This is a genomic window from Bacillus sp. JNUCC-21, from assembly GCF_041222765.1.
Taxonomy (GTDB): Bacteria; Bacillota; Bacilli; order Bacillales; family Bacillaceae; genus Bacillus; species Bacillus velezensis.
The window spans coordinates 1553285-1578854 of sequence record NZ_CP166019.1; the positions used below are offsets into that span (position 1 = coordinate 1553285).

The following is a 25570-nucleotide window of genomic DNA, read 5'->3' on the forward strand; positions in this document are numbered from 1 at the left end:
GTGGACGGTCCCTTGCGCGTTTCAAATGTAACGGTTCGAAAACGTTTATTACTGGTTTTGCTTTTTGGCGTAATCATTTTTTTGATCATTGACAGCAGATTAGGCTATGTTCAATTTGTGATGGGAGAAAAGCTGACTTCACTGGCTAAGGATTCCTGGAGCCGGAATTTGCCGTTTGAGCCTGAGCGGGGAGAGATTCTTGACCGAAACGGCGTGAAGCTGGCTACTAATAAAAGCGCGCCGACCGTCTTTGTCGTACCGCGCCAGATCCAAAATCCCATCAAAACGGGCAAGCTTCTCGCGTCAGTTTTAAATATGTCGGAAGAGAAGGTCTACAAACATATTACTAAGAAAACCTCCATAGAAAAAATCTCACCCGAGGGGCGGAAAATTTCCAATAAAAAAGCGAAAGAAATCAAAGCGCTCGACTTAAAAGGGGTTTATGTGGCTGAAGACAGCATCCGCCATTATCCGTACGGAAGCTTTTTGTCCCATGTTCTCGGTTTTGCCGGTATTGATAACCAGGGTCTTCTCGGTTTGGAGGCTTATTATGATGATGACTTAAAAGGTGTAAAGGGATCCGTGAAATTTTATACGGATGCCAAGGGGAAGAAAATGCCTGATGAAGCGGATGATTACACCCCTCCGAAAGACGGACTTGATATGAAACTGACGATTGACGCCAAGGTTCAGACGATTATAGAAAGAGAGCTCGACAATGCAGCGGCGAAATATAACCCGGACGGAATGATTGCGGTCGCAATGAACCCGAAAAACGGGGAAGTGCTCGGCATGTCAAGCCGTCCTGATTTTGATCCGGCTGACTATCAATCGGTGGATCCGTCCGTTTACAACCGGAACCTGCCGGTATGGAGCACATATGAACCGGGTTCGACCTTTAAGATTATTACGCTTGCGGCGGCTCTTCAAGAGCAAAAAGTAAACTTGCAAAGAGACCACTTTTATGACAGAGGATTTGCCGAGGTCGACGGCGCCCGCCTCCGATGCTGGAAAAAGGGCGGCCACGGTTCGCAATCTTATCTTGAAGTCGTTCAAAATTCCTGCAACCCCGGGTTTGTACAGCTGGGGGAACGGCTCGGAAAACAAAAGCTGTTTCAATATATTAAGGACTTCGGTTTTGGAAAGAAAACAGGCATTGATCTGCAAGGGGAAGGAACGGGGATCTTATTCCCGCTTGACAGAGTCGGCCCGGTCGAACAGGCGACAACCGCTTTCGGACAAGGGGTTTCCGTCACGCCGATTCAGCAGGTGGCAGCCGTTTCCGCAGCAATAAACGGCGGAACGCTTTATACTCCGTTTATTGCCAAAGAGTGGGTTGATCCCGTTACGAAAAAAACCGTTAAGAAACAATCGCCGATTGCGAAAAGGCAAGTTATTTCCCAGGAAACGTCAAAGCAGATCAGATATGCTTTAGAAAGCGTCGTCGCTCAGGGAACGGGGCGGAATGCCTTTGTGGAAGGATATCGCGTCGGCGGAAAAACAGGTACCGCACAAAAGGTGAAAGACGGCAAATATCTCGAAAACAACCATATCGTCTCCTTTATCGGTTTTGCGCCGGCCGATGACCCGAGCCTTGTCGTGTATGTCGCGGTTGATAATCCGAAAGGCACGATTCAATTCGGGGGAACCGTCGCCGCGCCGATTGTCGGAAATATGATGAGAGACAGTCTGCCTGAGCTCGGCGTGAAACCGCGAAAAAATCAAATCGAGAAAAAATATCAATGGAACGACACAAAAACAATAGAGGTTCCGAATGTTGTAGGGATGTCTGTCTCTGATCTTGAGTCGCTGCTTGTCAATTTGAATATTGACTCCTCAGGAAAAGGAAGCAAAATTGTGAAACAATCACCTGCAGCCGGAACGAAAGTAAAAGAAGGCTCAAAGATCCGTGTTTACTTGAGTGAAGAATGAGTCTTTTTGAGGCAGCCGATTGTTTTCGGCTGCCTCTTATCATAAAGAGAAAAAAAGAAGATAACTTTTAAGATTAACTGGATGTATCCTTTTATTTACGCTAAAATATGAACTGTATGTTTAAAAGCCATTCTGACTTTTATAAACGGTTATCATGATAAAAGAATGAATAGAATTTCTGAGAGGTTTGATACAATGAAACTTACAAAGCTGCTTACATATTTAATGGCCGAACCTGTTCAAAATGACTTTCAAGACCCTGACATAACTTCAATTGAGATGGACTCCAGGGAAGTGAGAAAAGGGAGTCTTTTTGTGTGTATAAAAGGGTATACGGTAGACGGACATGATTTTGCCCAAAAAGCCGCAGAAAACGGCGCAGCGGCCATCGTTGCCGAGAAAGAGCTTGACGTCGATGTTCCTGTCATTATTGTCCGCCGGTCACAGCGGGCGCTCAGCGTTCTTTCTGACGCGTTTTACGGGCAGCCGACAAAGCAGCTTCAGCTTATCGGCATCACCGGCACAAACGGCAAAACATCAACGACGCACATGGTTGATGAGATTTTCAAAAAAGCGGGAAGACAGACCGGTTTAATCGGAACGATGTACATTAAAATCGGGGATGAGACATTCCCGGTCAAAAATACAACGCCCGAAAGCGTCACACTGCAAAAAACGTTCAAGAAAATGAATGATGAGCATGTTGACACAGCTATTATGGAAGTGTCTTCTCACGCTCTGTCACTCGGCAGGGTTCACGGCTGCGATTATGATATCGCCGTATTCACGAACCTGACGCAGGACCATTTAGATTATCACAAGACGATGGAAGACTACAGACAGGCTAAAAGCCTCCTGTTTTCCCAGCTGGGCGGCTCCTTTAATCACGAAAAGCCGAAGCGGGCCGTTTTAAACGCAGATGACAAAGCCAGTGCTTATTTTGAAAAAGTGACGGCGGCGCACATCCTTACATACGGAATCGAGAATGATGCCGATGTCATGGCGAAACAAATCGAGATCTCTGCGCAAGGCACAAGCTTTGAACTTGTTACGCCAAAAGGAACAAAGCAGATCACAGTTTCACTCGTCGGCCGCTTCAACGTGTATAACGTACTGGCTGCAGCGGCGACAGCGATCGCAGCGGGTCTGCCGTTTGATACGATCACAAGCGCTCTTGAAGAGCTGCAAGGTGTCAGAGGCCGGTTTGAACTGGTGAATCACAATCAGCCGTTTCCTGTGGTCGTCGATTACGCGCACACGCCTGACAGTCTGGAAAACGTCCTGAATACATGCAAAGACATGACAGAGGGCAAGCTTTTCGTCGTCGTCGGCTGCGGCGGTGACCGGGACAAAACGAAACGCCCGAAAATGGCGGAAATTGCGGTGCGGATTGCCGACGAACCGATTTTCACTTCAGATAACCCGAGAAGCGAGGACCCGCTGGCCATATTAAGAGATATGGAAAGAGGGGTAGAAGGCACTTACTATCACAGTATCGCAAATCGCGAGCAGGCTATCTTTTTTGCCATTGCCAACGCGAAAAAGGGAGATGTGGTTCTGATTGCCGGGAAAGGGCATGAAACCTATCAGCAGATCGGCAATGAAACATTCGACTTTGATGACGCCGAAGTAGCGGGAAGAGCTATTGTTGAGCTGAATAAAAAGTAAAACAGGAAAGAGTGTTAGAATGAGGGAAATGAAAAGAATTACGGGGACACAATGTGAATATGATAAATACGTATGTCGTTTGAACGAAACGGGAGGAGAAAAGAGCAATGCTTGAGCAAGTGATTTTATTTACAATAATAATGGGATTTTTAATCAGTGTTCTGATATCTCCGATTCTTATCCCGTTTTTAAGACGTTTAAAATTCGGCCAAAGTATCAGGGAAGAGGGGCCGAAATCACATATGAAAAAATCAGGGACGCCGACGATGGGCGGGGTCATGATTATTGTATCCATCGCCATTACGGCGATTGTCATGACGCAGAAATTTTCGCATCTGAGCGCGGAAATGTTTCTTCTGCTGTTTGTCACGATCGGATACGGCCTGCTCGGCTTTCTGGATGACTATATTAAAGTAGTAATGAAACGGAATCTCGGATTGACGTCGAAGCAGAAATTGATCGGCCAGATCATTATTGCCATAGTATTTTACGGAGTATATCATTATTGCCATTTTTCAACCGGCATCAGGGTGCCGGGCACACATCTGTCAATCGATCTCGGCTGGGGATACTTTATCCTCGTTCTCTTTATGCTTGTCGGAGGTTCAAATGCCGTCAACCTGACAGACGGTCTGGACGGTCTCTTGTCCGGTACCGCGGCTATCGCATTCGGCGCTTTCGCCATCCTTGCGTGGAACCAGTCACAATATGACGTTGCGATTTTCTCGGTTGCCGTTGTCGGCGCCGTTCTCGGTTTTCTTGTATTCAACGCCCATCCCGCCAAGGTATTTATGGGGGATACCGGTTCGCTTGCGCTCGGAGGAGCGATCGTGACCGTTGCCATTCTGACGAAGCTTGAAATTCTGCTCGTCATTATCGGCGGAGTATTTGTTATTGAGACCTTATCTGTTATCTTACAAGTCATCAGCTTTAAAACGACAGGAAAACGAATCTTTAAGATGAGTCCGCTTCACCACCATTACGAATTGGTCGGATGGTCTGAATGGAGAGTTGTCGTCACATTCTGGACTGCGGGACTGCTGCTTGCCGTTTTAGGAATTTACATCGAGGTGTGGTTATAAGTGGAAAACGAACTTTTTTTGCAAAAACAAAACTTTCTGGTCCTCGGACTGGCGAAAAGCGGATATGCGGCTGCGTCGATTCTTCATGAAAAAGGCATTAACGTCGTCGTGAATGATCAAAAAGCCTTTGAAGAGAACGAACCTGCCCAAAGGCTTGCAGAAAGAGGAATTGAAGTCATCTGCGGTGAGCATCCGACGTCACTTTTTGATCAGCATCACATTACCATTCTGATCAAAAATCCCGGAATCCCGTATGAAAATATCATGGTGGAGGAAGCGCAAAGAAGAGGCATCCCGGTCTGGACGGAAATCGAGCTTGCGTATTATATCACCAATGCAAAATTCATCGGCATTACAGGTTCAAACGGGAAAACAACAACGACGACCCTGATTTATGAAATGCTGAAAGCTGACTCGATAAAGGCGCTGATCGCAGGGAATATCGGCACTGTCGCCAGTGAAGTGGCTTATCATGCTGACGGTGATGAATGGATCGTCACAGAGCTTTCTTCGTTCCAGCTGATGGGGACTCATGCGTTCAGACCTGAAATCGGCCTGATTTTAAATGTGTTCGACGCTCATTTGGATTACCATCACAGCCGTGAAAACTATGAAAAAGCCAAGCAGAACGTGTATCTTCATCAGCTTGAGAGTGATACGGCCATCGTCAATCAAAGCGATGAAACAGTCGTGCGGCTTGCCGAAAGCGGAAAAGCCGGCACCGTTCCGTTTTCAGTCCACCAGGAACTGTCAAGCGGCGCATTCATTAAAGACGGAATGCTGATGTTCGGCGATGAAGCGATTCTGCCTGTTGATGACATCGTACTGCCGGGCGCGCACAATTTAGAAAATATTTTAGCCGCTGTAGCCGCGGCAAAAACGGCGGGCGCGTCTAATAAAGCGATTCAGAAGGTGCTGACAAGCTTTACCGGTGTCAAACACCGTCTGCAGTATGTAACTGCGATCCAGAATCGTAGATTTTATAATGACAGCAAAGCGACGAATATTTTGGCCACAAGCAAAGCGCTCTCCGCGTTCAAAGCACCGGTTATTCTGCTTGCAGGCGGACTGGACCGCGGCAACGGTTTTGACGACCTGAAACCGTATATGGACAATGTCAAAGCGGTCCTGACGTTCGGACAGACAGCGCCGAAGATAGAAAAACTGGGCAATGAGCTGGGAATACAACATGTCAAACGTGTCGATAATGTTGAACAAGCAGTATCTGCGGCGTTTGCGCTCTCAAATGAAGGAGACGTCATCCTCTTGTCACCCGCGTGTGCAAGCTGGGATCAGTTCAAAACATTTGAAGAACGCGGTGACATGTTTATAGATGCCGTGCATATGCTTAAGTAAGGGCTTGTCTCTGTTCATCGGCAGCCCTAAATGACTTATGCTTGGGGTGTCGATTGCTTTGACTACTAAAAAAACAGCGCCTGATTTGTTATTAGTTATCATTACGTTATTGCTTTTAACAATAGGATTAATTATGGTCTACAGTGCAAGTGCGGTATGGGCGGATTATAAATTTGACGACTCGTTTTTCTTCGCGAAACGGCAGCTGCTGTTTGCGGGGATCGGCGTCATTGCCATGTTTTTCATTATGAATGTGGATTATTGGACATGGCGCACATGGTCGAAGCTGCTTCTGATCATTTGTTTTTTTCTGCTTGTGCTTGTGCTGATTCCGGGAGTCGGAATGGTGCGGAACGGTTCAAGAAGCTGGATCGGAGTGGGAGCGTTCAGCATTCAGCCTTCGGAGTTTATGAAACTGGCGATGATTGCGTTTCTGGCTAAATTTCTTTCTGAAAAACAGAAGAATATTACGTCATTCAGACGCGGATTCGTTCCCGCGCTCGGAATCGTGTTTTCTGCATTTATTATTATTATGTGCCAGCCAGACCTGGGAACGGGGACGGTAATGGTGGGCACGTGCATCGTGATGATTTTTGTTTCCGGTGCGCGAATCGCTCATTTTGCGTTCCTCGGACTCATCGGTTTAAGCGGATTTGCGGCACTAGTTCTGTCCGCTCCTTATCGGATTAAACGGATTACCTCTTACTTAAACCCGTGGGAGGATCCGCTTGGAAGCGGATTTCAGATCATTCAGTCGCTCTATGCCGTAGGTCCGGGCGGACTGTTCGGGATGGGGCTCGGCCAAAGCCGGCAAAAGTTTTTTTACCTGCCGGAGCCGCAAACCGATTTCATTTTTGCTATTTTATCTGAGGAACTCGGCTTTATCGGCGGTTCGCTCATATTGCTGCTGTTCACTATTTTATTATGGCGGGGCGTCAGAATTGCCCTCGGCGCGCCGGATTTATACGGAAGCTTTGTCGCTATCGGTATTATTTCTATGATAGCTATTCAAGTCATGATTAATATCGGCGTTGTGACGGGGCTGATCCCGGTAACAGGAATTACGCTGCCGTTTTTAAGCTACGGAGGCTCATCACTGACGCTGATGCTCGCAGCGGTCGGCGTGCTTTTAAATGTCAGCCGGTACTCGAGGTATTGATCTGTATCTTACCTCATCACTCATGATTTATTCGTTATCTATAAAAAAACAGACAACATCAATAACCCTGTCCTAAAAAACAGGGTTATCGCTATGTGATTAAGGGGGACATACGAATGCGTATTGCAGTAAGCGGAGGCGGAACCGGAGGACATATTTATCCGGCCCTGGCCTTTATTAAAGAAGTTCAGCGCCGGCATCCGGATGTGGAATTTTTGTATATCGGAACAGAGAACGGTCTTGAGAAAAAAATTGTTGAACGGGAAAATATTCCGTTCCGCGCCATTGAAATTACAGGTTTCAAACGAAAACTTTCTTTTGAAAATGTAAAAACCGTCATGCGCTTCTTAAAAGGCGTGAAGAAAAGCAAATCATATTTAAAAGAGTTTAAACCAGATGCCGTTATCGGTACAGGCGGCTATGTATGCGGTCCGGTCGTATACGCGGCGGCAAAAATGGGAATTCCGACGATCATTCATGAGCAAAACAGCCTGCCCGGCATCACAAATAAGTTTCTCTCGAAATATGTTAATAAGGTAGCAATTTGCTTTGAAGAGGCAAAATCGCATTTTCCTGCTGAAAAAGTTGTGTTTACGGGAAACCCGAGAGCCTCTGAAGTCGTCTCAATTAAGACAGGCCGCTCATTAACTGAGTTCGGGCTGAAAGACAATCAAAAAACGGTGCTCATTTTCGGCGGAAGCAGAGGCGCGGCTCCCATTAACCGTGCCGTTATAGATATGCAGGAAGAATTGAAAACGAGACCTTACCAAGTGCTTTATATTACCGGGGAAGTACATTACGAGAAGGTAACGGCTGAGCTGAAAGGCGGAAAAGCCGCTGATAATATGGTGACAAAACCGTTTTTGCACCAAATGCCGGAGTACTTACAATCAATTGATGTCATTGTGGCCAGAGCCGGAGCGACGACGATTGCGGAGATCACCGCTCTCGGCATTCCGAGCGTGCTTATTCCGAGCCCGTATGTGACAGCCAATCACCAGGAAGTCAATGCGAAGGCGATCAGCCAGCATGACGCTGCAATCGTACTGAAGGAAACCGAGCTCAGCGGAGAAAAACTGATCGCTGCGCTGGACAAAATCGTCATGAATGAAGAAACCTTAAAAGACATGAGTGAGCGGACAAAATCACTCGGTGTTCCGGATGCGGCAGCCAGACTGTACAGTATCATGGAAGACATAAAAAAATAGAGCAAATGGAATGCGGAGGTTTATGATGGAGAACGTAATTCAGGAATTAAGAGACCGCGAAGTCGGCAAAGTGCTGGAACAAGAACCGCTCGCGAACCATACAACGATGAAAATCGGCGGTCCGGCGGACATTTTGATCATCCCCAACCGTGTGGAAGCGGTCAAAGATATTATGGATATTGTGAAGAAACATGATCTGCCATGGACGGTTATCGGCCGCGGTTCAAATCTGCTCGTGCTTGATGAAGGCATAAGAGGAGTTGTCATCAAACTGGGCGCGGGTCTGGATCATTTGGAGATTGACGGCGATCAGGTGACGGTCGGAGGCGGCTATTCGGTCGTCCGGCTTGCGACTTCCATGAGTAAAAAAGGAATGTCCGGTCTCGAATTTGCAGCGGGCATTCCCGGATCAATCGGCGGAGCCGTCTATATGAATGCCGGGGCGCACGGATCTGATATGAGTGAGATTCTTGTGAAAGCCCGTATCTTATTTGAAGACGGCACAATCGAATGGCTGACGAACGAAGAGATGGATTTCAGCTACAGAACGTCTGTTTTACAGAAAAAACGCCCCGGTGTCTGTCTCGAGGCAGTTCTTCAGCTTGAGCAAAAGGAACGGGAAGCCATTACGGCGCAAATGCAGCAGAACAAAGATTACAGAAAAAATACGCAGCCGTATTCAAGCCCATGCGCCGGAAGCATATTCAGAAATCCGCTGCCGAATCATGCCGGAAACCTCGTTGAAAAAGCGGGATTAAAAGGACATCAGATCGGCGGAGCGAAAGTGTCCGAAATGCACGGGAATTTTATCGTCAATGCCGGCGGAGCGACTGCCAAGGACGTTCTCGACCTGATTGAATATGTGAAAAAGACAATCCGTGAGCAGTATGATGTTGACATGCATACAGAAGTTGAAATCATCGGAGGGAATCGTTAAAAGGTTCTCTGATTACATGAGCTCATGTGATATACTTTTAACAAATGTCAAACGGCATCACAGCATGCCGTTTGTTTTTCAATCAGACGAATGTCAAGCTGTTTCATTCTTAGTGAGGTGGACAGGCAGTGAACCCAAATCATGAAAGAGAAAAAATCGTAAATATTGAAGAGCGGATTCCGAAAATCAAAGAGCAGCGGAAACAAAAAGCAAACCGCCGGCTGATTTCATTCATTGTGCTCTTTTTTATGATGGTGCTGATCATCGTGTACTTGCAGATGCCGATCAGCAAAGTGTCTTCTGTCACCGTTTCCGGAAACGAAAACGTGTCTGTAAAAGAGATCAACGCGCTTTCTGATATACATAACGGACAAACCGAGTTCTGGAGTCTGAACAAGAAACAAACAGAAGAAAAGATTGAGCAGAATAAGCTGGTGAAAAAGGCGGAACTTTCAAAAGTATTTCCTAACAAAGTCAGCATTCACATTGAAGAATACAAGACGATCGCGTATCTGCAGCGACATGATGTGTATTATGAAGTGCTCGAAAACGGCACTGTGCTGCCGAACGAAGTCACGCCGGATGACGCGGGCCCGATTTTGGTTGACTGGACAAACGCGAAAAAGCGGGTCAAAATGGCGGAGCAGCTTGATAAGCTTTCCGGTTCGCTTAAGCAGTCGATTTCTGAAATCTATTATACACCGGTAAAAATGGATCAGGACCGGATCAAGCTGTATATGAACGACGGGTATGTAGTTACCGCTTCTATTAAAACGTTTGCCGGCCGGATGAAGACCTATCCTTCTATCGTTTCCCAGCTGGATGGCGGGAAAAAGGGGATTATCCACTTAGAAGTCGCTACGTATTTTGAAGAATTTAACAAAGGTAAATCCGGCAAGAAAAAAGAAAATGATTAATAGTTCTAAAGAACTAATTTAAAGGCGGTTCAAAAGAATCTATTACAATCAGCGGGGCAGCCGATATAACCGATAGCGGAATCATTATGACTATGTTTGTTTTTGCCCGGGATATGGCTGCCGGACAAGCGGAAAATTCTCAATGCAATGGGCGTGTCTTCTGCAGTGAGCATTACATTTGGAATTTTCCTCCTGTTTCTTCTTTTTTCGGATGTTTCTGGCAATATCTATAGCTTTTCTGGAGGTTCATCTTAGTGTAGACTAAGGGAAAGCGGATATATTTGCATCTGGATTGCACAGTATGACACCGTGACAAGAAATCTTACGGTAAGGTGGGCCGTCTCTAAAAAAAATAAAAAAAATGCGATATAAAAGAGGATATACATAGAATATAACGAATAGTTTCATTAAACATAAATTGTGAGAAATCAGATAAGAATTTGTTGATGCTGTTGTTTTTGTTACACACTTGTAAAGCCACATTCATTGTATTGTTGTTCCGCAAATAATAGAATAGAATTTGATCGAAATGTGAGGAGGTGCCATAGAATGAACAACAATGAACTTTACGTCAGTCTTGACATCGGTACGTCCAATACAAAAGTGATCGTCGGAGAAATGACAGATGATTCCCTTAACATTATCGGAGTGGGAAATGTACCGTCTGAAGGGTTGAAAAAAGGCTCAATCGTTGATATAGATGAAACCGTTCATTCTATAAGAAAAGCGTTTGACCAAGCTGAAAGAATGGTAGGTTTTCCGCTGAAAAAAGCCATTGTCGGCGTTAATGGAAATTATATTCATATTCAAGATACGAACGGCGTTGTCGCTGTTTCCAGTGAAAACAAAGAAATTCACGTTGAAGACGTCCGCAGGGTAATGGAAGCGGCACAGGTCGTGTCAGTTCCGCATGAGCAGCTGATCGTTGACGTCGTTCCTAAACAGTTTATCGTTGACGGAAGAGACGAAATTACCGATCCGAAAAAAATGCTCGGCGTGCGCCTGGAAGTAGAAGGCACGCTGATTACCGGCTCCAAAACGATCTTACATAATTTACTTCGCTGTGTGGAGAGAGCGGGCGTTGAAATTACTGATATCTGCCTGCAGCCGCTTGCGGCCGGTTCGGCGGCTTTGTCAAAAGACGAAAAAAACCTCGGAGTCGCCATGATTGATATCGGCGGCGGCTCGACGACGGTGGCGGTATTTGAACAGGGGCACCTGAAGGAGACAGCCGTCATTCCGCTCGGAGGCGAAAACATCACGAAAGATGTATCGATCGGATTGCGCACTTCCACCGAAGAGGCTGAAAGAGTAAAAAAACAATTCGGACATGCATTCTACGATGAGGCTTCAGAAGATGAAGTATTTGAAGTCACCGTCATAGGAACGAATCAAAAGCAATCTTTTACACAGCAGGAAATTGCCAATATTATTGAAGCAAGAGTGGAAGAGATTCTTGAGATTGCCGCATCCGAAATTGAGCATATGGGAATTACAGATCTGCCCGGCGGCTTTGTGCTGACCGGCGGACAGGCCGCAATGCCCGGAGTGCTTTCATTGGCACAGGAAGTGCTGAGGCACAATGTAAGGGTCGCAAGCCCGAATTATATCGGTGTAAGAGACCCTCAGTATATGACGGGTGTCGGCTTGATACAATTTGCCTGCCGAAATGCCAGAATTCAGGGAAGAAAAATAGGCTTTCATATGCCGGAAGAAGCCGTGCAGGAAATCGCGGTCTCTCACGAAGAAGAACATCATCAGCGGCCAGAGGCGCAGCAGCGTCCAAAAGCAAAACAAAAAACACAAGCCGAACACAACAAACCGAGCAAAATGAAAAAACTATTAAGCATGTTTTGGGAATAGATTGATAGTCATTCGGCAGATTAGGAGGATTTAGCATGTTGGATTTCGAAACAAACATAGACGGCTTAGCATCAATTAAAGTAATCGGAGTAGGAGGCGGCGGTAATAACGCGGTCAACCGAATGATTGAAAATGAAGTGCAGGGTGTAGAGTACATTGCGGTAAACACGGACGCGCAAGCTCTTAACCTGTCAAAAGCGGAAGTGAAAATGCAGATCGGGGAAAAGCTGACCCGCGGTCTCGGAGCGGGAGCGAATCCGGAAGTCGGCAAAAAAGCCGCTGAAGAAAGTAAGGAACAAATCGAAGAAGCGCTAAAAGGCGCTGACATGGTGTTCGTTACAGCCGGAATGGGAGGCGGTACCGGAACGGGAGCCGCACCGGTTATCGCGCAAATCGCAAAGGACTTAGGCGCTTTGACTGTCGGTGTCGTAACAAGACCGTTTACATTTGAAGGAAGAAAACGCCAGCTGCAGGCTGCAGGCGGTATCACGGCAATGAAAGAAGCCGTTGACACACTGATCGTTATTCCGAATGACCGCATTCTTGAAATTGTCGATAAAAACACACCGATGCTTGAAGCATTCCGTGAAGCTGATAACGTGCTTCGCCAAGGGGTGCAAGGTATCTCTGACCTCATCGCGACGCCTGGTTTAATCAACTTGGACTTTGCCGATGTCAAAACCATCATGTCCAACAAAGGTTCAGCATTGATGGGTATCGGGATCGCTACGGGCGAAAGCCGTGCTGCTGAAGCCGCCAAAAAGGCGATCTCCAGTCCGTTACTGGAAGCGGCAATCGACGGAGCGCAAGGTGTTTTGATGAACATTACGGGAGGTACAAACCTGAGCCTCTACGAAGTGCAGGAAGCAGCCGACATCGTCGCTTCTGCATCTGACCCTGATGTCAACATGATTTTCGGTTCAGTTATCAATGAAAATCTGAAAGATGAAATCGTCGTCACCGTTATTGCGACCGGTTTTATCGAACAGGAAAAAGATGACTCAAAACCGCAGCGTCCGACTTTAAACCAAGGATTGAAGTCTCAAGGCCAAAACGCTGCGAAACGTGAGCCGAAACGAGAAGAAACACAGCATCAAAACACGGTGAACCGCCATACATCACAGCCGGCGGATGATGCCCTCGACATTCCTACATTTTTAAGAAACCGCAACAAACGCGGCTGATGTAAAAAAGGACAAGACCACATGGTTTTGTCCTTTTTCTTTTGTGCACAGTCTTCCTTCCTATCCCCGTAATCTACACAGTGAAAAAAGCAACTTTATACCTATGACGAATTGATTGTTTTTTAGTTTCATACGGTTTTCTACAGAATGTGACAATATCTGGATGGAAGATTGTCTACATTTAACGTACAGCATCGAAAATGACAAACGATTCCAATTATGAAGGAGGGATACATATTTTATAGGGCGTTACCAAATAAGGGGGGATACGATTGAAGAAAAAAACGAGAAACAGATTGACAGGCTCCGTTTTAAGCGCGATTGTCGTCAGTTCCCTGTTGTTTCCGGGTGCAGCCGGAGCGAACAGCACACCGGGGGCAGTTTCTTTCACCAAAGATCTTTCTTCCTCTAAGAGCATTCAGCATAAGATTTCCGATTCAGTTAAGAAGCGTTTTGAAAAAAATGATAAAGTCACGTTTCTTATCAAATTTAAAGAGAAAGCCAATACGAAAAAAGCGGTCAAAGAAGCAGAAAAAAACGCCAAGTCTCAATCGCTTTCCGTAGCAAAAACCGAATATCAAAAGCGGTCAGCCGTCGTTTCTTCTTTAAAACTGGCGGCTCATGAAGCGCAGCAGAATCTGAAAACATATTTGGAAAAACAAAAAAAGAAAGGCAAGGCTGATCACATCCATTCCTATTATATTGTCAACGGAATGGCAGTCACTGCTTCGAAAGAGGTAATGGAAAAAGCCGCCTCATTTCCTGAAGTAGAAAAAGTTCTTCCGAATGAAAAACGTCAGCTTAATCAACGACAATCAAAAGCTCCTTTTCAAATGAAGAAAAAACAAAAAGAGATCAAAGCAAAGGAAGGCATCGAATGGAATATCAGCCAAATTGATGCGCCGCAGGCCTGGGCCTCAGGATACGACGGAACCGGCACGGTTGTCGCCTCCATTGATACGGGAGTTCAGTGGGATCATCCGGCGCTAAAGGAAAAATACCGGGGTTACGATCCTGAAAATCCCGCAGCGCCGAATCATGAAATGAACTGGTATGATGCCGTGTCCCATAAAGACGCTCCCTACGATGATCTTGAACACGGCACTCATGTAACAGGGACCATGACGGGTTCAGAACCTGACGGCTCAAATCAAATCGGTGTGGCTCCGGGGGCGAAATGGATCGCAGTAAAAGCATTTTCAGATGACGGAGGAACTGATGCCGATATTTTGGATGCCGGTGAATGGGTGCTCGCGCCTAAAGATAAAAACGGCACGCCGCATCCCGAGATGGCGCCGGATGTTGTCAATAATTCCTGGGCAGGCGGTTCGGGAATGGACGAGTGGTACCGCGATATGGTGAATGCGTGGAGAGCGGCAGGGATTTTTCCGGAATTCTCTGCGGGAAATGAAGACTTATTTACACCGGGAGGACCGGGTTCAATTGCAAATCCGGCCAATTATCCTGAAGCATTTGCGACAGGTGCGACTGACATCGACAAGAAACTCGCTGATTTCTCACTTCAAGGCCCCTCACCGTATCATGAAACAAAACCGGACATTTCGGCTCCGGGAGTGAATATCCGTTCTTCGATTCCTGGAGGAACATACGAAGGCGGCTGGGACGGAACTTCAATGGCCGGGCCGCATGTGGCGGCGACGGCGGCTTTGTTAAGGCAGGCGAACGCCTCTATTACGGTCGATGAAATGGAAGACGTTTTGACGCGCACCGCGGAAAAGCTGACAGATTCCGTTTTTCCGGAATCACCGAATAACGGTTACGGCCACGGCCTCGTTAACGCTTTTGATGCCGTTTCTGCCGTAACGGACGGAATCGGAAGCGTAGAAGGCAAGGTCTCTTCTGCGGGCGAAGATCACAATCCGCCCAGCTTTCATCATGAACCGGTCTCAGTGGCTTACAAAGGGGCAAACCTTCCGTTAACGGTTACAGCAGAAGACGATGTAAGCGTAACTGAAGTCATCCTTTCCTATCAGGTTGATGAAGGAGAGTGGAAAACGACAGCCGCCATTCAAAAAAGCGGTGATGAAAAAAAGGGAACATACCAGGCGGAAATTCCGGATGTAACGGGAAGCAAGATAAGTTATAAATGGACCATAAAAGATTTCGGAGGTCACTCTGTAGAATCTGATACGTACCGGGCTGACGTGAAACCGAGCATTACGGCGGGATACAAAGAGGATTTTGAATCACAGCCGGCGGGCTGGTCCAGTTACGGGACACATGACCAATGGGAATGGGGGAATCCGAGTTCAGGACCCGGCGCAGCATTTTCCGGAGATAAAGTGTATGCGACGAATCTGTCCGGCCCTTATGCAGATTCAGCCAACATGAATTTGGTGATGCCTCCGATTCAAGTTCCGGAAACAGGACGGCTGTTTTTGCAATTTAAAAGCTGGCACAAGCTCGAAGAATTTTTTGATTACGGGTATGTGTTCGTTCTTCCGGAAGGAAAATCAAATTGGGAGCAGGCGGCCGTTTACAATGGTGACTCCGCAGGATGGAACGATGAAGAGGCAGATTTATCTGCGTATAAAGGCCAAAACATAAAACTCATGTTTAATATGCAGTCAGACGAAGTACTGAATGAAGACGGATGGTATATCGATGATGTCCGGCTTTCAAGCAGCTCTCTCGGCAAGGCGGCTAAAAAAAGTAAACACAATAGACAAACACCTCCCGGCCACCTGAAGAAAAAAGCTGTCAGTCCGAAACAGGCCAAACCAGCAGTGAAATCACCCGGAAAAAGAGTAAAACGTGAAACAAACCTCCTGCCGCTCAGAGCGCAAATCAGTGTCGCCGAGACGGGGAAATCCGTATATTCCGACCCTGCAAGCGGAAGCTACAGCCTGTCGCATAAGGCGGGAAGCTATACGCTGAAAGCCGAGTCTTACGGATTTAAGTCCGCTTCTAAACAAGTTTCTATTCAATCAGACAAAACCGCACAGGCGGACTTTACACTGGAGCAAATGCCGTCCGGCACGCTAAAAGGAACCATCACCAATCAGTCAACAGGCAAACCGGTAAAAGGGGCTGCGCTTTATGTGGCCGAGGATGCCGCAATTGAACCGGCGGTGACAAACGATAAAGGGGAATATTCGCTTAAGGCGTACGAAGGCTCCTACACAATCAAAGTAGCGGCAAAAGGCTATTACAATAGCGAATTTTCTGTTGACATCAAAGGGGATGCTGAAAAAAACGTCAAGCTTAAGCCGTATATCGGTTATGAAGGGGAAATTGCCTATGATAACGGGACAGAAGAAGCCGCGCTGTCATATTTTAAAGCCGGCAGCAAATCTGCCGTTAAGATGACGCTTAAAGACGGAAAAGGACACGGTATGCTGACGGGAGGCCTTTTTAAATTTTGGGGCGCAGACTGGCCTGATCCGGGAGGTACCGAATTTCAAGCAGAAGTATATGATGCATCCGGCCCTGACGGCGCTCCGGGCAGCAAAATTGCCGGCCCGTTCCAAGCTGAAGCGCTTCGAAACGGAGAATGGACCAAAGTGGATCTCAGCTCAAAAGGAATCGCGGTCGGGAAGGATTTTTATCTTGTGTTCCGCCAGACGAAACCTGACCCTTATACACCTGCCCTGTCATCTGATGACGGCAGTCCGTACTCGAACAGAAACTGGCAATACCTTGACGGCCGCTGGTCTAAAACCGATAAATCAGACGGAAACTTTATGATCAGGGCTTTGGTCGACTACGAAGCTTCTGTGCCTGACATAACGTCGCCTGAAGACCGGTCATTTACAAACAAGAAGTCAATCACGGTGAAAGGAACGGCTTCACCAAAAACCGCTGTCCGTCTTACCAATAACGGTAAAATCGCCGCAGAAACGAAAGCAGATGCAGAAGGCAATTTCCAGGCCGGCGTCACACTCACTAAAGATGCCAATCGGCTGACGGCGGCATCTGTGACAGACAGCGGGTCAACCGATGAGTCACGCCCTGTCACGGTCATACTGGATGAGGATAAGCCGGATGTGACGATTGACAGTCCGGCAAACGGTGATAAAACAAATAAAGAAACAGTGACCGTAAAAGGAAAAGTGCACGACGCCCATTTAAAATGGGTAAAGGTGAACGGAAAAAAAGCTGAAGTAAATAACGGTTCTTATCAAGCGAGAACCCTCCTGGAAAACGGCAGCAATGAGATCAAGGTCACGGCCTCAGATGAAGCGGGTAACAAAACAACGAAAAAGACGGTGATCGATGTCAATTACAATGCTCCCGTCATTTCCGGATTGGTTCCCGGAGCGGATAAGGAATTAAAAGCCGGAGAATCAGTGAAAATCGCTTTTTCAAGCGGAAAGAAATTAGACGCTTCCTTCGTTATCCGTCTGCCTCTGACAAACGCCCGGGCAGGGAACCAAAACGCAACAGAGCTTCCGCTGAGAGAAATTTCTCCGGGACGATATGAGGGTTACTGGACGGCGACTTCTTCCGTCAAAGCAAGCGGAGCAAAAATTGACGTTATCGCTAGAGATGACTACGGAAATGAAACGAGACAGACGGCTAAAGGAAAACTTTATATCAATGAGTAAAAACAGAGCGCTGCCAGATCACGGCAGCGCTTTTTTAGTTGAAGCGGACAATAGGAAAGCAACCCTTTCGGCCCTCGACAAATAAAACGGTTATCCCTTAAAAATTGTACTTTACCCTCAACATTAATTGACAGACTTTCCCACAGAGCTTGCTTTATACTTATGAAACAAGAGAGAGAAACAGATATGTAAGACAAAAGAGGAAAGGGGTCAGATGTGAAAATCTATCTGGATGTCATTTGGCTGTTGAACTTTTGTTTTGATTCTCTTTTGCTTTTATTGACCGCCTTTATTTTAAAACGCCAGGTAAAAAAAAGAAGAGTGGCCGCCGGCGGTTTCATCGGGTCAGCCATTGTGCTTCTGATGTTTACGCCTGTTTCTCCCTTTGTGGAGCATCCGGCGGGAAAAATGGCGTTTTCAGTAGTCATCGTGCTTGCGGCTTTTGGCTTTAAACGGTTCCGATACTTTTTTCAAAATTTGTTCGCCTTTTATTTCGCGACTTTTCTCGTCGGCGGGGGAATGATCGGCGTACATTCCCTGCTGCAGACAGAATCAATTGTGCAGCAAGGCGTAATGGTCACAAGCCAGACCGGATTCGGCGACCCGATCAGCTGGATGTTTGTAGTTATCGGATTTCCGGCCATATGGTTTTTTTCGAAAAAGAGAATTGAAGACATCGAGACGAAGTCCATTCAGTACGATGAACTTGTCATGGTGCAGGCGGAATTCAGCGGACAGACAATCCGCGCGAAAGGATTGGTGGATTCCGGGAATCAGCTGTATGATCCGCTGACGAAAACGCCGGTCATGATCCTTCACATTGACAAATTCGCTCCGATTCTCAGCGAAAAGGAAACGGCCCTCATCAAATCCGCCAGTCCGCTTGAAGTGATAGAGCAGCTTGATGATTCGTTCCGCCATGCGGATAAGCTGAGGCTGATTCCGTACAGGGGCGTCGGCCAGGACAATCAATTTTTACTCTGTTTAAAGCCGGATTACGTCACGATTTTAACAAAAGACGAAATGATCGCTTGTGAAAAATGCCTGATCGGCATCAGCTCGAAACCATTATCCGCAGACGGTGAATTTGACGGAATCGTCCATCCGAAGATGCTGACAGGGAAGGCTGTAAAACATGTTTCCTGACGAAAAGTCTGTTATTCATCATACTCAAAACGCGTTGTATTTAGAAGGGGGAGGAAGATGAAAAAACTTAAGCTGCGTCTGACATATTTGTGGTATAAATGGCTGATGAAACTCGGACTGAAAAGCGATGAAGTGTATTACATAGGAGGAAGCGAGGCGCTGCCGCCGCCTTTGTCTAAAGAAGAGGAGCAGATGCTCTTATTAAAGCTGCCGAGCGGGGATCAGGCGGCGCGGGCCATTCTGATTGAGAGAAACTTACGTCTTGTCGTTTACATTGCCCGCAAATTCGAAAATACCGGCATCAATATCGAGGACTTAATCAGCATCGGCACCATCGGTTTGATCAAAGCGGTAAACACTTTTAATCCGGAAAAGAAAATCAAACTCGCCACCTACGCGTCGCGATGTATCGAAAACGAAATTTTAATGTACTTGCGCCGAAACAACAAAATCCGTTCAGAGGTGTCCTTTGATGAACCGCTGAATATTGATTGGGACGGAAACGAGCTGCTGCTTTCGGATGTGCTCGGCACAGATGATGATATTATTACAAAAGACATTGAAGCCAATGTGGATAAAAAACTTTTGAAAAAAGCGCTTGAGCAATTAAACGAAAGAGAAAAGCAGATTATGGAACTGCGTTTCGGGCTTGTCGGAGAAGAAGAAAAAACACAAAAAGATGTAGCCGACATGATGGGGATTTCACAATCTTATATCTCCCGGCTCGAAAAGCGGATTATCAAAAGACTGAGAAAAGAGTTTAACAAAATGGTGTAAAATTTTTTCCATCTGACAGCCCTTACTGCTGCAAGGATTGCCGCAGCCGGATGTTTATTTCTGTAAAATGGCGGTGCATATTTTTCCCACCCGAGGAGATACTTAACGTTGTACAGCAGCTCCTAGTGGGAGGGAAAAACGTGTCAAGAAATAAAGTCGAAATTTGCGGGGTGGATACCTCCAAATTACCGGTGCTCAAGAATGAAGAGATGAGAAAGCTGTTTAGGCAATTACAGGATGAGGGCGATGATTCAGCGAGGGAAAAGCTTGTAAACGGCAATCTGCGCCTTGTCTTAAGCGTCATTCAGAGGTTTAACAACAGAGGAGAGTATGTTGATGACTTATTTCAGGTCGGCTGCATCGGACTAATGAAATCCATTGATAATTTTGACCTAAGCCATAATGTTAAGTTTTCAACATACGCTGTACCGATGATCATCGGAGAAATCCGCAGATATTTGCGGGATAATAATCCGATCCGCGTCTCGAGGTCGCTTCGCGATATCGCATATAAAGCGCTTCAAGTAAGAGAGCGGTTAATCAGTGAGACAAGCAGGGAGCCGACAGCAGAGGAAATCGCCAAAGTTCTTGAAGTGCCCCATGAAGAAATTGTGTTTGCCCTTGACGCCATCCAGGATCCGGTTTCACTGTTTGAGCCGATTTATAATGACGGCGGCGATCCGATTTACGTGATGGACCAGATCAGCGATGAGCGCAATAAGGATACACAATGGATTGAGGAGCTCGCTCTGAAAGAAGGCATGAGAAGACTGAACGAACGGGAAAAAATGATTTTGCGAAAGCGCTTTTTCCAAGGGAAAACCCAAATGGAAGTCGCTGAAGAAATCGGCATATCCCAAGCTCAGGTCTCAAGGCTTGAAAAAGCAGCCATTAAACAAATGAATAAGAATATCCATCAATAACGGAAAAAGCCTTTAAACCTTGTTTAAAGGCTTTTTTCATGCGATGGTTTACGTTTGCAAAAAAGTGATGTATTCTAATGTGTAAAAGTTTTTAGAAAATTTAAACAAAGTAAACGGGGGAAACTGCAATGATTTTACAGCTGGACAGTGTGTCATTAAAAAGAAACGGGAAATGGATTTTGAAAGATATCAACTGGCGCGTCGAGAAAAACGAAAATTGGGTGCTGTACGGATTAAACGGAGCCGGAAAAACGGCTTTGCTGAATATGTTATGCTCTTATTACTTCCCCACTTCAGGAGAGATGCAGGTGCTCGGCCACCAATTCGGCAAAACAGAGCTCGGTGACAGGCTCAGAAGGAAAATCGGCCTTGTTTCGGCAGGTCTTCAGCACAAATTATATGCCGCGGACTCCGCTTTTGAAATCGCCCTCAGCGGCGCGTACGCCTCAATCGGGCTGTACGAAACTCCGAGTGAGCAGGTAAGGGAAAAAGCGATCGGACTTCTGAAGGATTTGGGCGCCATCGGTTACGCCGACAGACGGTATGAAACATTATCACAAGGGGAGAGACAAAGAGCGCTGATTGCGCGGGCGCTTATGGCTGATCCGGAACTGCTGATTTTGGACGAACCCGTGACGGGTCTTGATTTTATGGCAAGGGAGCAGCTGCTGGACACGATTACGTCGATCGCCGAAAAAGAAAATGCGCCGTCCATCCTTTATGTCACCCATCACGCTGAAGAAATTCTGCCGGTATTTGATCAGGCGCTTCTTTTAAAACAAGGCGAGGTGTTCGCCTCCGGGAAAATCAGGGACATGCTTTCTGACGAGCGGCTTACAGCGTTTTTCGATATGCCTGTCAATGTCTTATGGAACAATGGCCGCCCGCTTTTAACCCGTGCAAAAGAGGCATCATCTGTAAAATAACATAAATTCACCCTGGGGGTGCTGCCATGCGGCTGAGAGAGACGTTTGTCTCAACCCTTAACGGACCTGATCCGGATCATGCCGGCGGAGGGAAGCGGTGAAAAAAGCGGAGGAAGATCCGTTTTTTACCCGTTTCATTTCATGAATGAAACGGGTTTTTTGATACAGCCAAAGGGGAGATTTCCAATGCATCAGATTGATATGCTGTTACACCAGGCGGAGAAACGGCGGCACGACTTCATACATATTGCTGAAAGACTGATAGCTTTTCCCACTCCGGCCCCGCCAGCAAGAAATACGGCAGAAGCCCAAAAGTGGGTGGCCGGATTTTTAAAAGAAACGGGCTGCTCGGTCGATATGTGGGATGTGTATCCGGAAGATCCGAATGTAGTCGGTGTTTTAAAAGGGACAGATTCAAGCAGGCATCAAAGCCTGATTTTAAACGGACACATTGATGTGGCAGAAGCCGGGGGCGAAGACTGGCACTCTGACCCGTTTCAGCCGCACGTAAAAGACGGCATGCTGATCGGAAGGGGCGCCGCTGATATGAAAGGGGGTTTGGCGTGTGTTCTTTTCTCTCTGAAGCTGATCCATGATGCCGGCATTAAGCTTCCGGGCGACCTCATTGTACAGTCTGTAATCGGAGAAGAAGTCGGTGAGGCGGGGACGCTGGAATGCTGTAAACGCGGCTATCACGCGGATTTTGCCGTTGTCGCGATACGAGCAGCCTGCATATTCAAGGGCAGGGCGGAGTCATCACCGGCTGGATAGAATTGAAAAGCAAACAAACATTTCATGACGGCATGAGGCGCAATATGATTCATGCGGGCGGAGGCACATTCGGAGCGAGCGCCATCGAAAAAATGGCGAAAATCATCACTGCCTTGGGAGAGCTGGAGCGCCACTGGGCGGTAACGAAAAGCTATCCCGGTTTTGCGCCCGGCACCAATACGATCAACCCTGCCGTCATTGAAGGCGGAAGACACGCAGCGTTTGTCGCCGATGAATGCCGGTTATGGATCACCGTCCACTTTTATCCGAACGAAACGCACGAACAAGCAGCCGCAGAAATCGAAGACTATATTAATCGTGTCGCTGACAGTGATCTGTGGCTCAAAGAAAACAGGCCGGTGTTCAAATGGGGCGGATCTTCGATGATTGAAGACAGAGGAGAGGTGTTCCCGGCGCTGGAAATCGACCCGGATCATCCGGCAGTTTCTGTCTTGGCTGCATCACACTCAGCCGTCAGAAAACAGGAGCCCGTCATTGATGTTTCCCAAACCGTAACTGACGGAGGGTGGCTTTATCATGCCGGGATTCCGAGCGTCATATACGGTCCCGGCGATTTAAAAAACGCCCACTCCGTAAACGAGGAAGTGTCCGTTGATGAGCTTATGGACTATACGAAAATTATGCTGAGATTTATCCTCGGCTGGTGCAGCCGCAAAAAAGATTGCCCGATGTGACAAGGTTCAGCCCGGCCGTTCATATAATAGGAAAAAGAACGGGCAAAGGGCGTGATACGGATGATCAGCATATCTGAATTTCAAATAAAAGATGTGGTAAACGTGTCGAACGGAAAAAAACTCGGAAGCATCGGTGATATTGATATTAACGTGACAACGGGAAAAATTCAGGCGATTATTTTAGGCGGCAGCGGAAAAGTTCTCGGTTTTTTCGGAAAAGAAGAGGAAATGATCATTCCTTGGCGAAATATAGTTAAAATTGGGGAAGATGTCATCTTAGTGCGTGTAAACGAACCAAAGGGGGGAGCGTAATCCTCCCTTTACTTGTAAAAAGCCGGAAATCTCAATGTTTCCGGCACATTTATTTATCTCATTTTTCAATCAGCCGCTAAACGTATGCTTAAAATTGTGTTAAAATGAGTGGGAAATTACGCTTTTTTAATGTTTGTCGAAAGGTTGGATCTCCATGAATACATATCACCCGTTTAGTCTTACCACCCCCTCGGCACTCATGATAGAAGACTGGAACTGTGTGAATCAGCTTAACACAAAGGTCATCGCCGGATTCACAACGAAAAACGGCGGGGTCAGCAATCCTCCGTATGAGTCATTAAATACCGGATTGCACGTCCGGGACGAAGCTCATGATGTTGTGACAAACCGTGAAGTCATAGCGTCCTTATGCGGTACTGATCTGGATTCCTGGGTGTTCGCCGACCAGACACATGAAAACCGCGTCCGGCGCGTGACAGCCGGGGATAAAGGAAAAGGAGCGAGAGACTATTCTTCCGCATTCCGCGGGACGGACGGGCTCTACACGAAAGATGCGAATCTTTTTTTGGCCCTTTGTTTTGCGGACTGTGTGCCCTTGTATTTTTATGACCCGGTGAAATCCATTATCGGCGCTGCCCATGCCGGATGGAAGGGGACGGTCAAACAAATCGGACGCATCATGACGGAACGCTGGGTAAACGAAGAAGGCTCCCGTTTAACAGATATTCAGGCTGTCATCGGTCCGTCCATCAGCGCGGGAAGCTATACAGTCGACGACCGCGTCATCAATGAAGTGCGGGCGCTGCCTTTTACGGCTGAATCCGCCATATGCGAAACGGAAAAAGGCCAGTATCAGCTTGATTTAAAAGAGGTCAACCGTCTTCTTCTGATACATTGCGGCATTCCGGAAGAAAACATTTCAGTCAGCGGTTTATGCACCGAACAAGAGCGTGAACTATTCTTTTCACACCGCCGCGACAAAGGGAAAACGGGACGCATGATGTCCTTTATCGGAATGAAGGAGGCGTAAGATCTTGCGTGTTGCTGATCAATTACGACATATAAACGAAAGAATAAACGAAGCATGTAACAGATCGGGCCGAAGCCCCGAAGATGTTACCGTCATCGCGGTTACAAAATACGTATCAGCCGAAAGGGCTCAAGAGGCCGTTGATGCCGGTATTACAAGTCTGGGAGAAAACCGGGATGCCGAGCTTATCCATAAGCAGGAAGTCATCAAAGGCAGCCCGGAGTGGCACTTTATCGGCAGTCTTCAGTCCAGAAAGGTGAAGGCCGTCGTTGACCGTGTATCTTATATTCATTCCTTAGACAGACTGTCATTGGCAAAAGAGATTGAAAAACGGGCGCAGCATGCGGTTCGCTGTTTTGTGCAGGTGAATACTTCGCTTGAGCCGTCTAAGCACGGTTTGAAAACAGAGGAGGTCATCCCCTTTATCAGAGAGCTTTCTGAGTTTAGAAACATTTCTGTAGAGGGCCTGATGACGATGGCTCCCCTGACAGACGATACAGAAACGATCAGAGCCTGCTTCCGGCAATTGCGTGATCTGAGGGATCAGGTGCAAAAACTGCATCAGACAAACGCACCGTGCCGGGAACTGTCAATGGGCATGTCAAATGATTATGAAATCGCTGTTGAAGAGGGCGCAACTTTTATCAGAATCGGCTCTTCATTAGTCGGAAATGAACCGGGGGGTGTAAACAAATGAGCATGAAAAATAAACTGAAAAACTTTTTCTCAATGGATGAGGAGGAGTACGAGTACGAATACATTGAAACGGAGCAGGATCATCCGGAAGAGCATGAACAGCAGAAAGATAAACAGCCTGCTTACGCTCAGAAGCCGCAGGGCAAGCAGAACGTAGTAAGCTTGCAAAGTGTTCAGAAATCCTCTAAAGTGGTGTTGAGTGAACCGCGTGTATATGCGGAAGCGCAGGAAATCGCCGATCATTTAAAGAACAGGCGGGCGGTTGTCGTCAATCTGCAGCGCATCCAGCATGATCAGGCGAAAAGAATCGTCGACTTTTTAAGCGGTACTGTCTACGCCATCGGCGGCGACATTCAGAGAATCGGTTCAGATATTTTTCTGTGCACGCCTGATAATGTCGACGTTTCCGGTACGATTTCGGAGCTTATAAATGAAGACGAACATCAGAGGTGGTAAAGC

General features: G+C 46.9%; 19 protein-coding genes, 1 pseudogene and 1 riboswitch. All 20 genes and pseudogenes read left to right on the forward strand.

Features of this window, described 5'->3' with window-relative positions:
* Window positions 1-12: 12 nt before the first annotated feature.
* A complete protein-coding gene (locus tag JNUCC21_RS08000; RefSeq protein WP_025284695.1) occupies window positions 13-1932 on the forward strand; it encodes a stage V sporulation protein D in 1920 nt (639 codons plus the stop codon).
* 195 nt (window positions 1933-2127) lie between these two features.
* Window positions 2128-3600, forward strand: a complete 1473-nt coding sequence (locus JNUCC21_RS08005) for a UDP-N-acetylmuramoyl-L-alanyl-D-glutamate--2,6-diaminopimelate ligase (protein ID WP_094031690.1) — start codon at window positions 2128-2130, stop codon at window positions 3598-3600.
* 107 nt (window positions 3601-3707) lie between these two features.
* On the forward strand, window positions 3708-4682 hold the full coding sequence (gene mraY, locus JNUCC21_RS08010; RefSeq protein ID WP_007409707.1) for a phospho-N-acetylmuramoyl-pentapeptide-transferase: 975 nt from the start codon (window positions 3708-3710) through the stop codon (window positions 4680-4682).
* Window positions 4683-6038, forward strand: a complete 1356-nt coding sequence (gene murD / locus JNUCC21_RS08015) for a UDP-N-acetylmuramoyl-L-alanine--D-glutamate ligase (protein ID WP_015417422.1) — start codon at window positions 4683-4685, stop codon at window positions 6036-6038.
* A 58-nt stretch (window positions 6039-6096) separates the two neighbouring features.
* Window positions 6097-7197: a stage V sporulation protein E gene (gene spoVE / locus JNUCC21_RS08020; RefSeq protein ID WP_015239818.1), complete on the forward strand. Its 1101-nt coding sequence runs from the start codon at window positions 6097-6099 to the stop codon at window positions 7195-7197.
* A 116-nt stretch (window positions 7198-7313) separates the two neighbouring features.
* Window positions 7314-8405 (forward strand): undecaprenyldiphospho-muramoylpentapeptide beta-N-acetylglucosaminyltransferase, encoded by a 1092-nt coding sequence (gene murG, locus JNUCC21_RS08025; protein WP_369878725.1) that lies wholly within the window; start codon window positions 7314-7316, stop codon window positions 8403-8405.
* 25 nt (window positions 8406-8430) lie between these two features.
* Window positions 8431-9342 carry a UDP-N-acetylmuramate dehydrogenase gene (gene murB / locus JNUCC21_RS08030; RefSeq protein ID WP_015388267.1) on the forward strand — a complete coding sequence of 304 codons (912 nt, stop codon included), beginning with the start codon at window positions 8431-8433 and terminating at the stop codon, window positions 9340-9342.
* A gap of 128 nt (window positions 9343-9470) precedes the next feature.
* Complete coding sequence (locus tag JNUCC21_RS08035) at window positions 9471-10259, forward strand: cell division protein FtsQ/DivIB (protein WP_007409710.1); 789 nt, start codon at window positions 9471-9473, stop codon at window positions 10257-10259.
* Window positions 10260-10808: 549 nt separating this feature from the next.
* Window positions 10809-12122, forward strand: a complete 1314-nt coding sequence (gene ftsA / locus JNUCC21_RS08040; RefSeq protein ID WP_007611286.1) for a cell division protein FtsA — start codon at window positions 10809-10811, stop codon at window positions 12120-12122.
* A 35-nt stretch (window positions 12123-12157) separates the two neighbouring features.
* On the forward strand, window positions 12158-13306 hold the full coding sequence (gene ftsZ / locus JNUCC21_RS08045) for a cell division protein FtsZ (protein ID WP_044801395.1): 1149 nt from the start codon (window positions 12158-12160) through the stop codon (window positions 13304-13306).
* A 272-nt stretch (window positions 13307-13578) separates the two neighbouring features.
* On the forward strand, window positions 13579-17874 hold the full coding sequence (locus JNUCC21_RS08050) for a S8 family serine peptidase (protein ID WP_369878726.1): 4296 nt from the start codon (window positions 13579-13581) through the stop codon (window positions 17872-17874).
* A 216-nt stretch (window positions 17875-18090) separates the two neighbouring features.
* The gene (gene spoIIGA / locus JNUCC21_RS08055) at window positions 18091-19020 is read left to right on the forward strand and encodes a sigma-E processing peptidase SpoIIGA (protein WP_150941201.1); all 930 of its coding nucleotides are present in this window, start codon (window positions 18091-18093) and stop codon (window positions 19018-19020) included.
* Between the two features lie 57 nt (window positions 19021-19077).
* Window positions 19078-19797 carry an RNA polymerase sporulation sigma factor SigE gene (sigE, locus tag JNUCC21_RS08060; protein ID WP_150941202.1) on the forward strand — a complete coding sequence of 240 codons (720 nt, stop codon included), beginning with the start codon at window positions 19078-19080 and terminating at the stop codon, window positions 19795-19797.
* Between the two features lie 140 nt (window positions 19798-19937).
* Window positions 19938-20720: an RNA polymerase sporulation sigma factor SigG gene (sigG, locus tag JNUCC21_RS08065; protein ID WP_003154420.1), complete on the forward strand. Its 783-nt coding sequence runs from the start codon at window positions 19938-19940 to the stop codon at window positions 20718-20720.
* Between the two features lie 128 nt (window positions 20721-20848).
* Window positions 20849-21646 (forward strand): ABC transporter ATP-binding protein, encoded by a 798-nt coding sequence (locus JNUCC21_RS08070; protein WP_072589078.1) that lies wholly within the window; start codon window positions 20849-20851, stop codon window positions 21644-21646.
* A 4-nt stretch (window positions 21647-21650) separates the two neighbouring features.
* Window positions 21651-21756: riboswitch (TPP riboswitch) on the forward strand.
* A 76-nt stretch (window positions 21757-21832) separates the two neighbouring features.
* A pseudogene (locus JNUCC21_RS08075) lies at window positions 21833-23112 on the forward strand (acetylornithine deacetylase).
* Between the two features lie 60 nt (window positions 23113-23172).
* Complete coding sequence (locus JNUCC21_RS08080) at window positions 23173-23424, forward strand: YlmC/YmxH family sporulation protein (RefSeq protein ID WP_003154415.1); 252 nt, start codon at window positions 23173-23175, stop codon at window positions 23422-23424.
* 154 nt (window positions 23425-23578) lie between these two features.
* Entirely contained in the window at window positions 23579-24415 is an 837-nt protein-coding gene (pgeF, locus tag JNUCC21_RS08085) for a peptidoglycan editing factor PgeF (RefSeq protein ID WP_369878727.1), read from the forward strand.
* A gap of 4 nt (window positions 24416-24419) precedes the next feature.
* A complete protein-coding gene (locus tag JNUCC21_RS08090; protein ID WP_007409718.1) occupies window positions 24420-25112 on the forward strand; it encodes a YggS family pyridoxal phosphate-dependent enzyme in 693 nt (230 codons plus the stop codon).
* The gene (gene sepF, locus JNUCC21_RS08095) at window positions 25109-25567 is read left to right on the forward strand and encodes a cell division protein SepF (protein WP_007409719.1); all 459 of its coding nucleotides are present in this window, start codon (window positions 25109-25111) and stop codon (window positions 25565-25567) included. Before JNUCC21_RS08090 ends, sepF begins: the two co-directional genes overlap by 4 nt.
* Window positions 25568-25570 lie beyond the last annotated feature (3 nt).

Coding starts and splice junctions, on each gene's coding strand:
- JNUCC21_RS08005 (WP_094031690.1), top strand. CDS start 2,128: ATGAAACTTACAAAGCTGCTTACATATTTAATGGCCGAACCTGTTCAA.
- mraY (WP_007409707.1), top strand. CDS start 3,708: ATGCTTGAGCAAGTGATTTTATTTACAATAATAATGGGATTTTTAATC.
- murG (WP_369878725.1), top strand. CDS start 7,314: ATGCGTATTGCAGTAAGCGGAGGCGGAACCGGAGGACATATTTATCCG.
- murB (WP_015388267.1), top strand. CDS start 8,431: ATGGAGAACGTAATTCAGGAATTAAGAGACCGCGAAGTCGGCAAAGTG.
- ftsA (WP_007611286.1), top strand. CDS start 10,809: ATGAACAACAATGAACTTTACGTCAGTCTTGACATCGGTACGTCCAAT.
- ftsZ (WP_044801395.1), top strand. CDS start 12,158: ATGTTGGATTTCGAAACAAACATAGACGGCTTAGCATCAATTAAAGTA.
- sigE (WP_150941202.1), top strand. CDS start 19,078: ATGAAAAAACTTAAGCTGCGTCTGACATATTTGTGGTATAAATGGCTG.
- JNUCC21_RS08070 (WP_072589078.1), top strand. CDS start 20,849: ATGATTTTACAGCTGGACAGTGTGTCATTAAAAAGAAACGGGAAATGG.
- JNUCC21_RS08080 (WP_003154415.1), top strand. CDS start 23,173: ATGATCAGCATATCTGAATTTCAAATAAAAGATGTGGTAAACGTGTCG.
- pgeF (WP_369878727.1), top strand. CDS start 23,579: ATGAATACATATCACCCGTTTAGTCTTACCACCCCCTCGGCACTCATG.
- sepF (WP_007409719.1), top strand. CDS start 25,109: ATGAGCATGAAAAATAAACTGAAAAACTTTTTCTCAATGGATGAGGAG.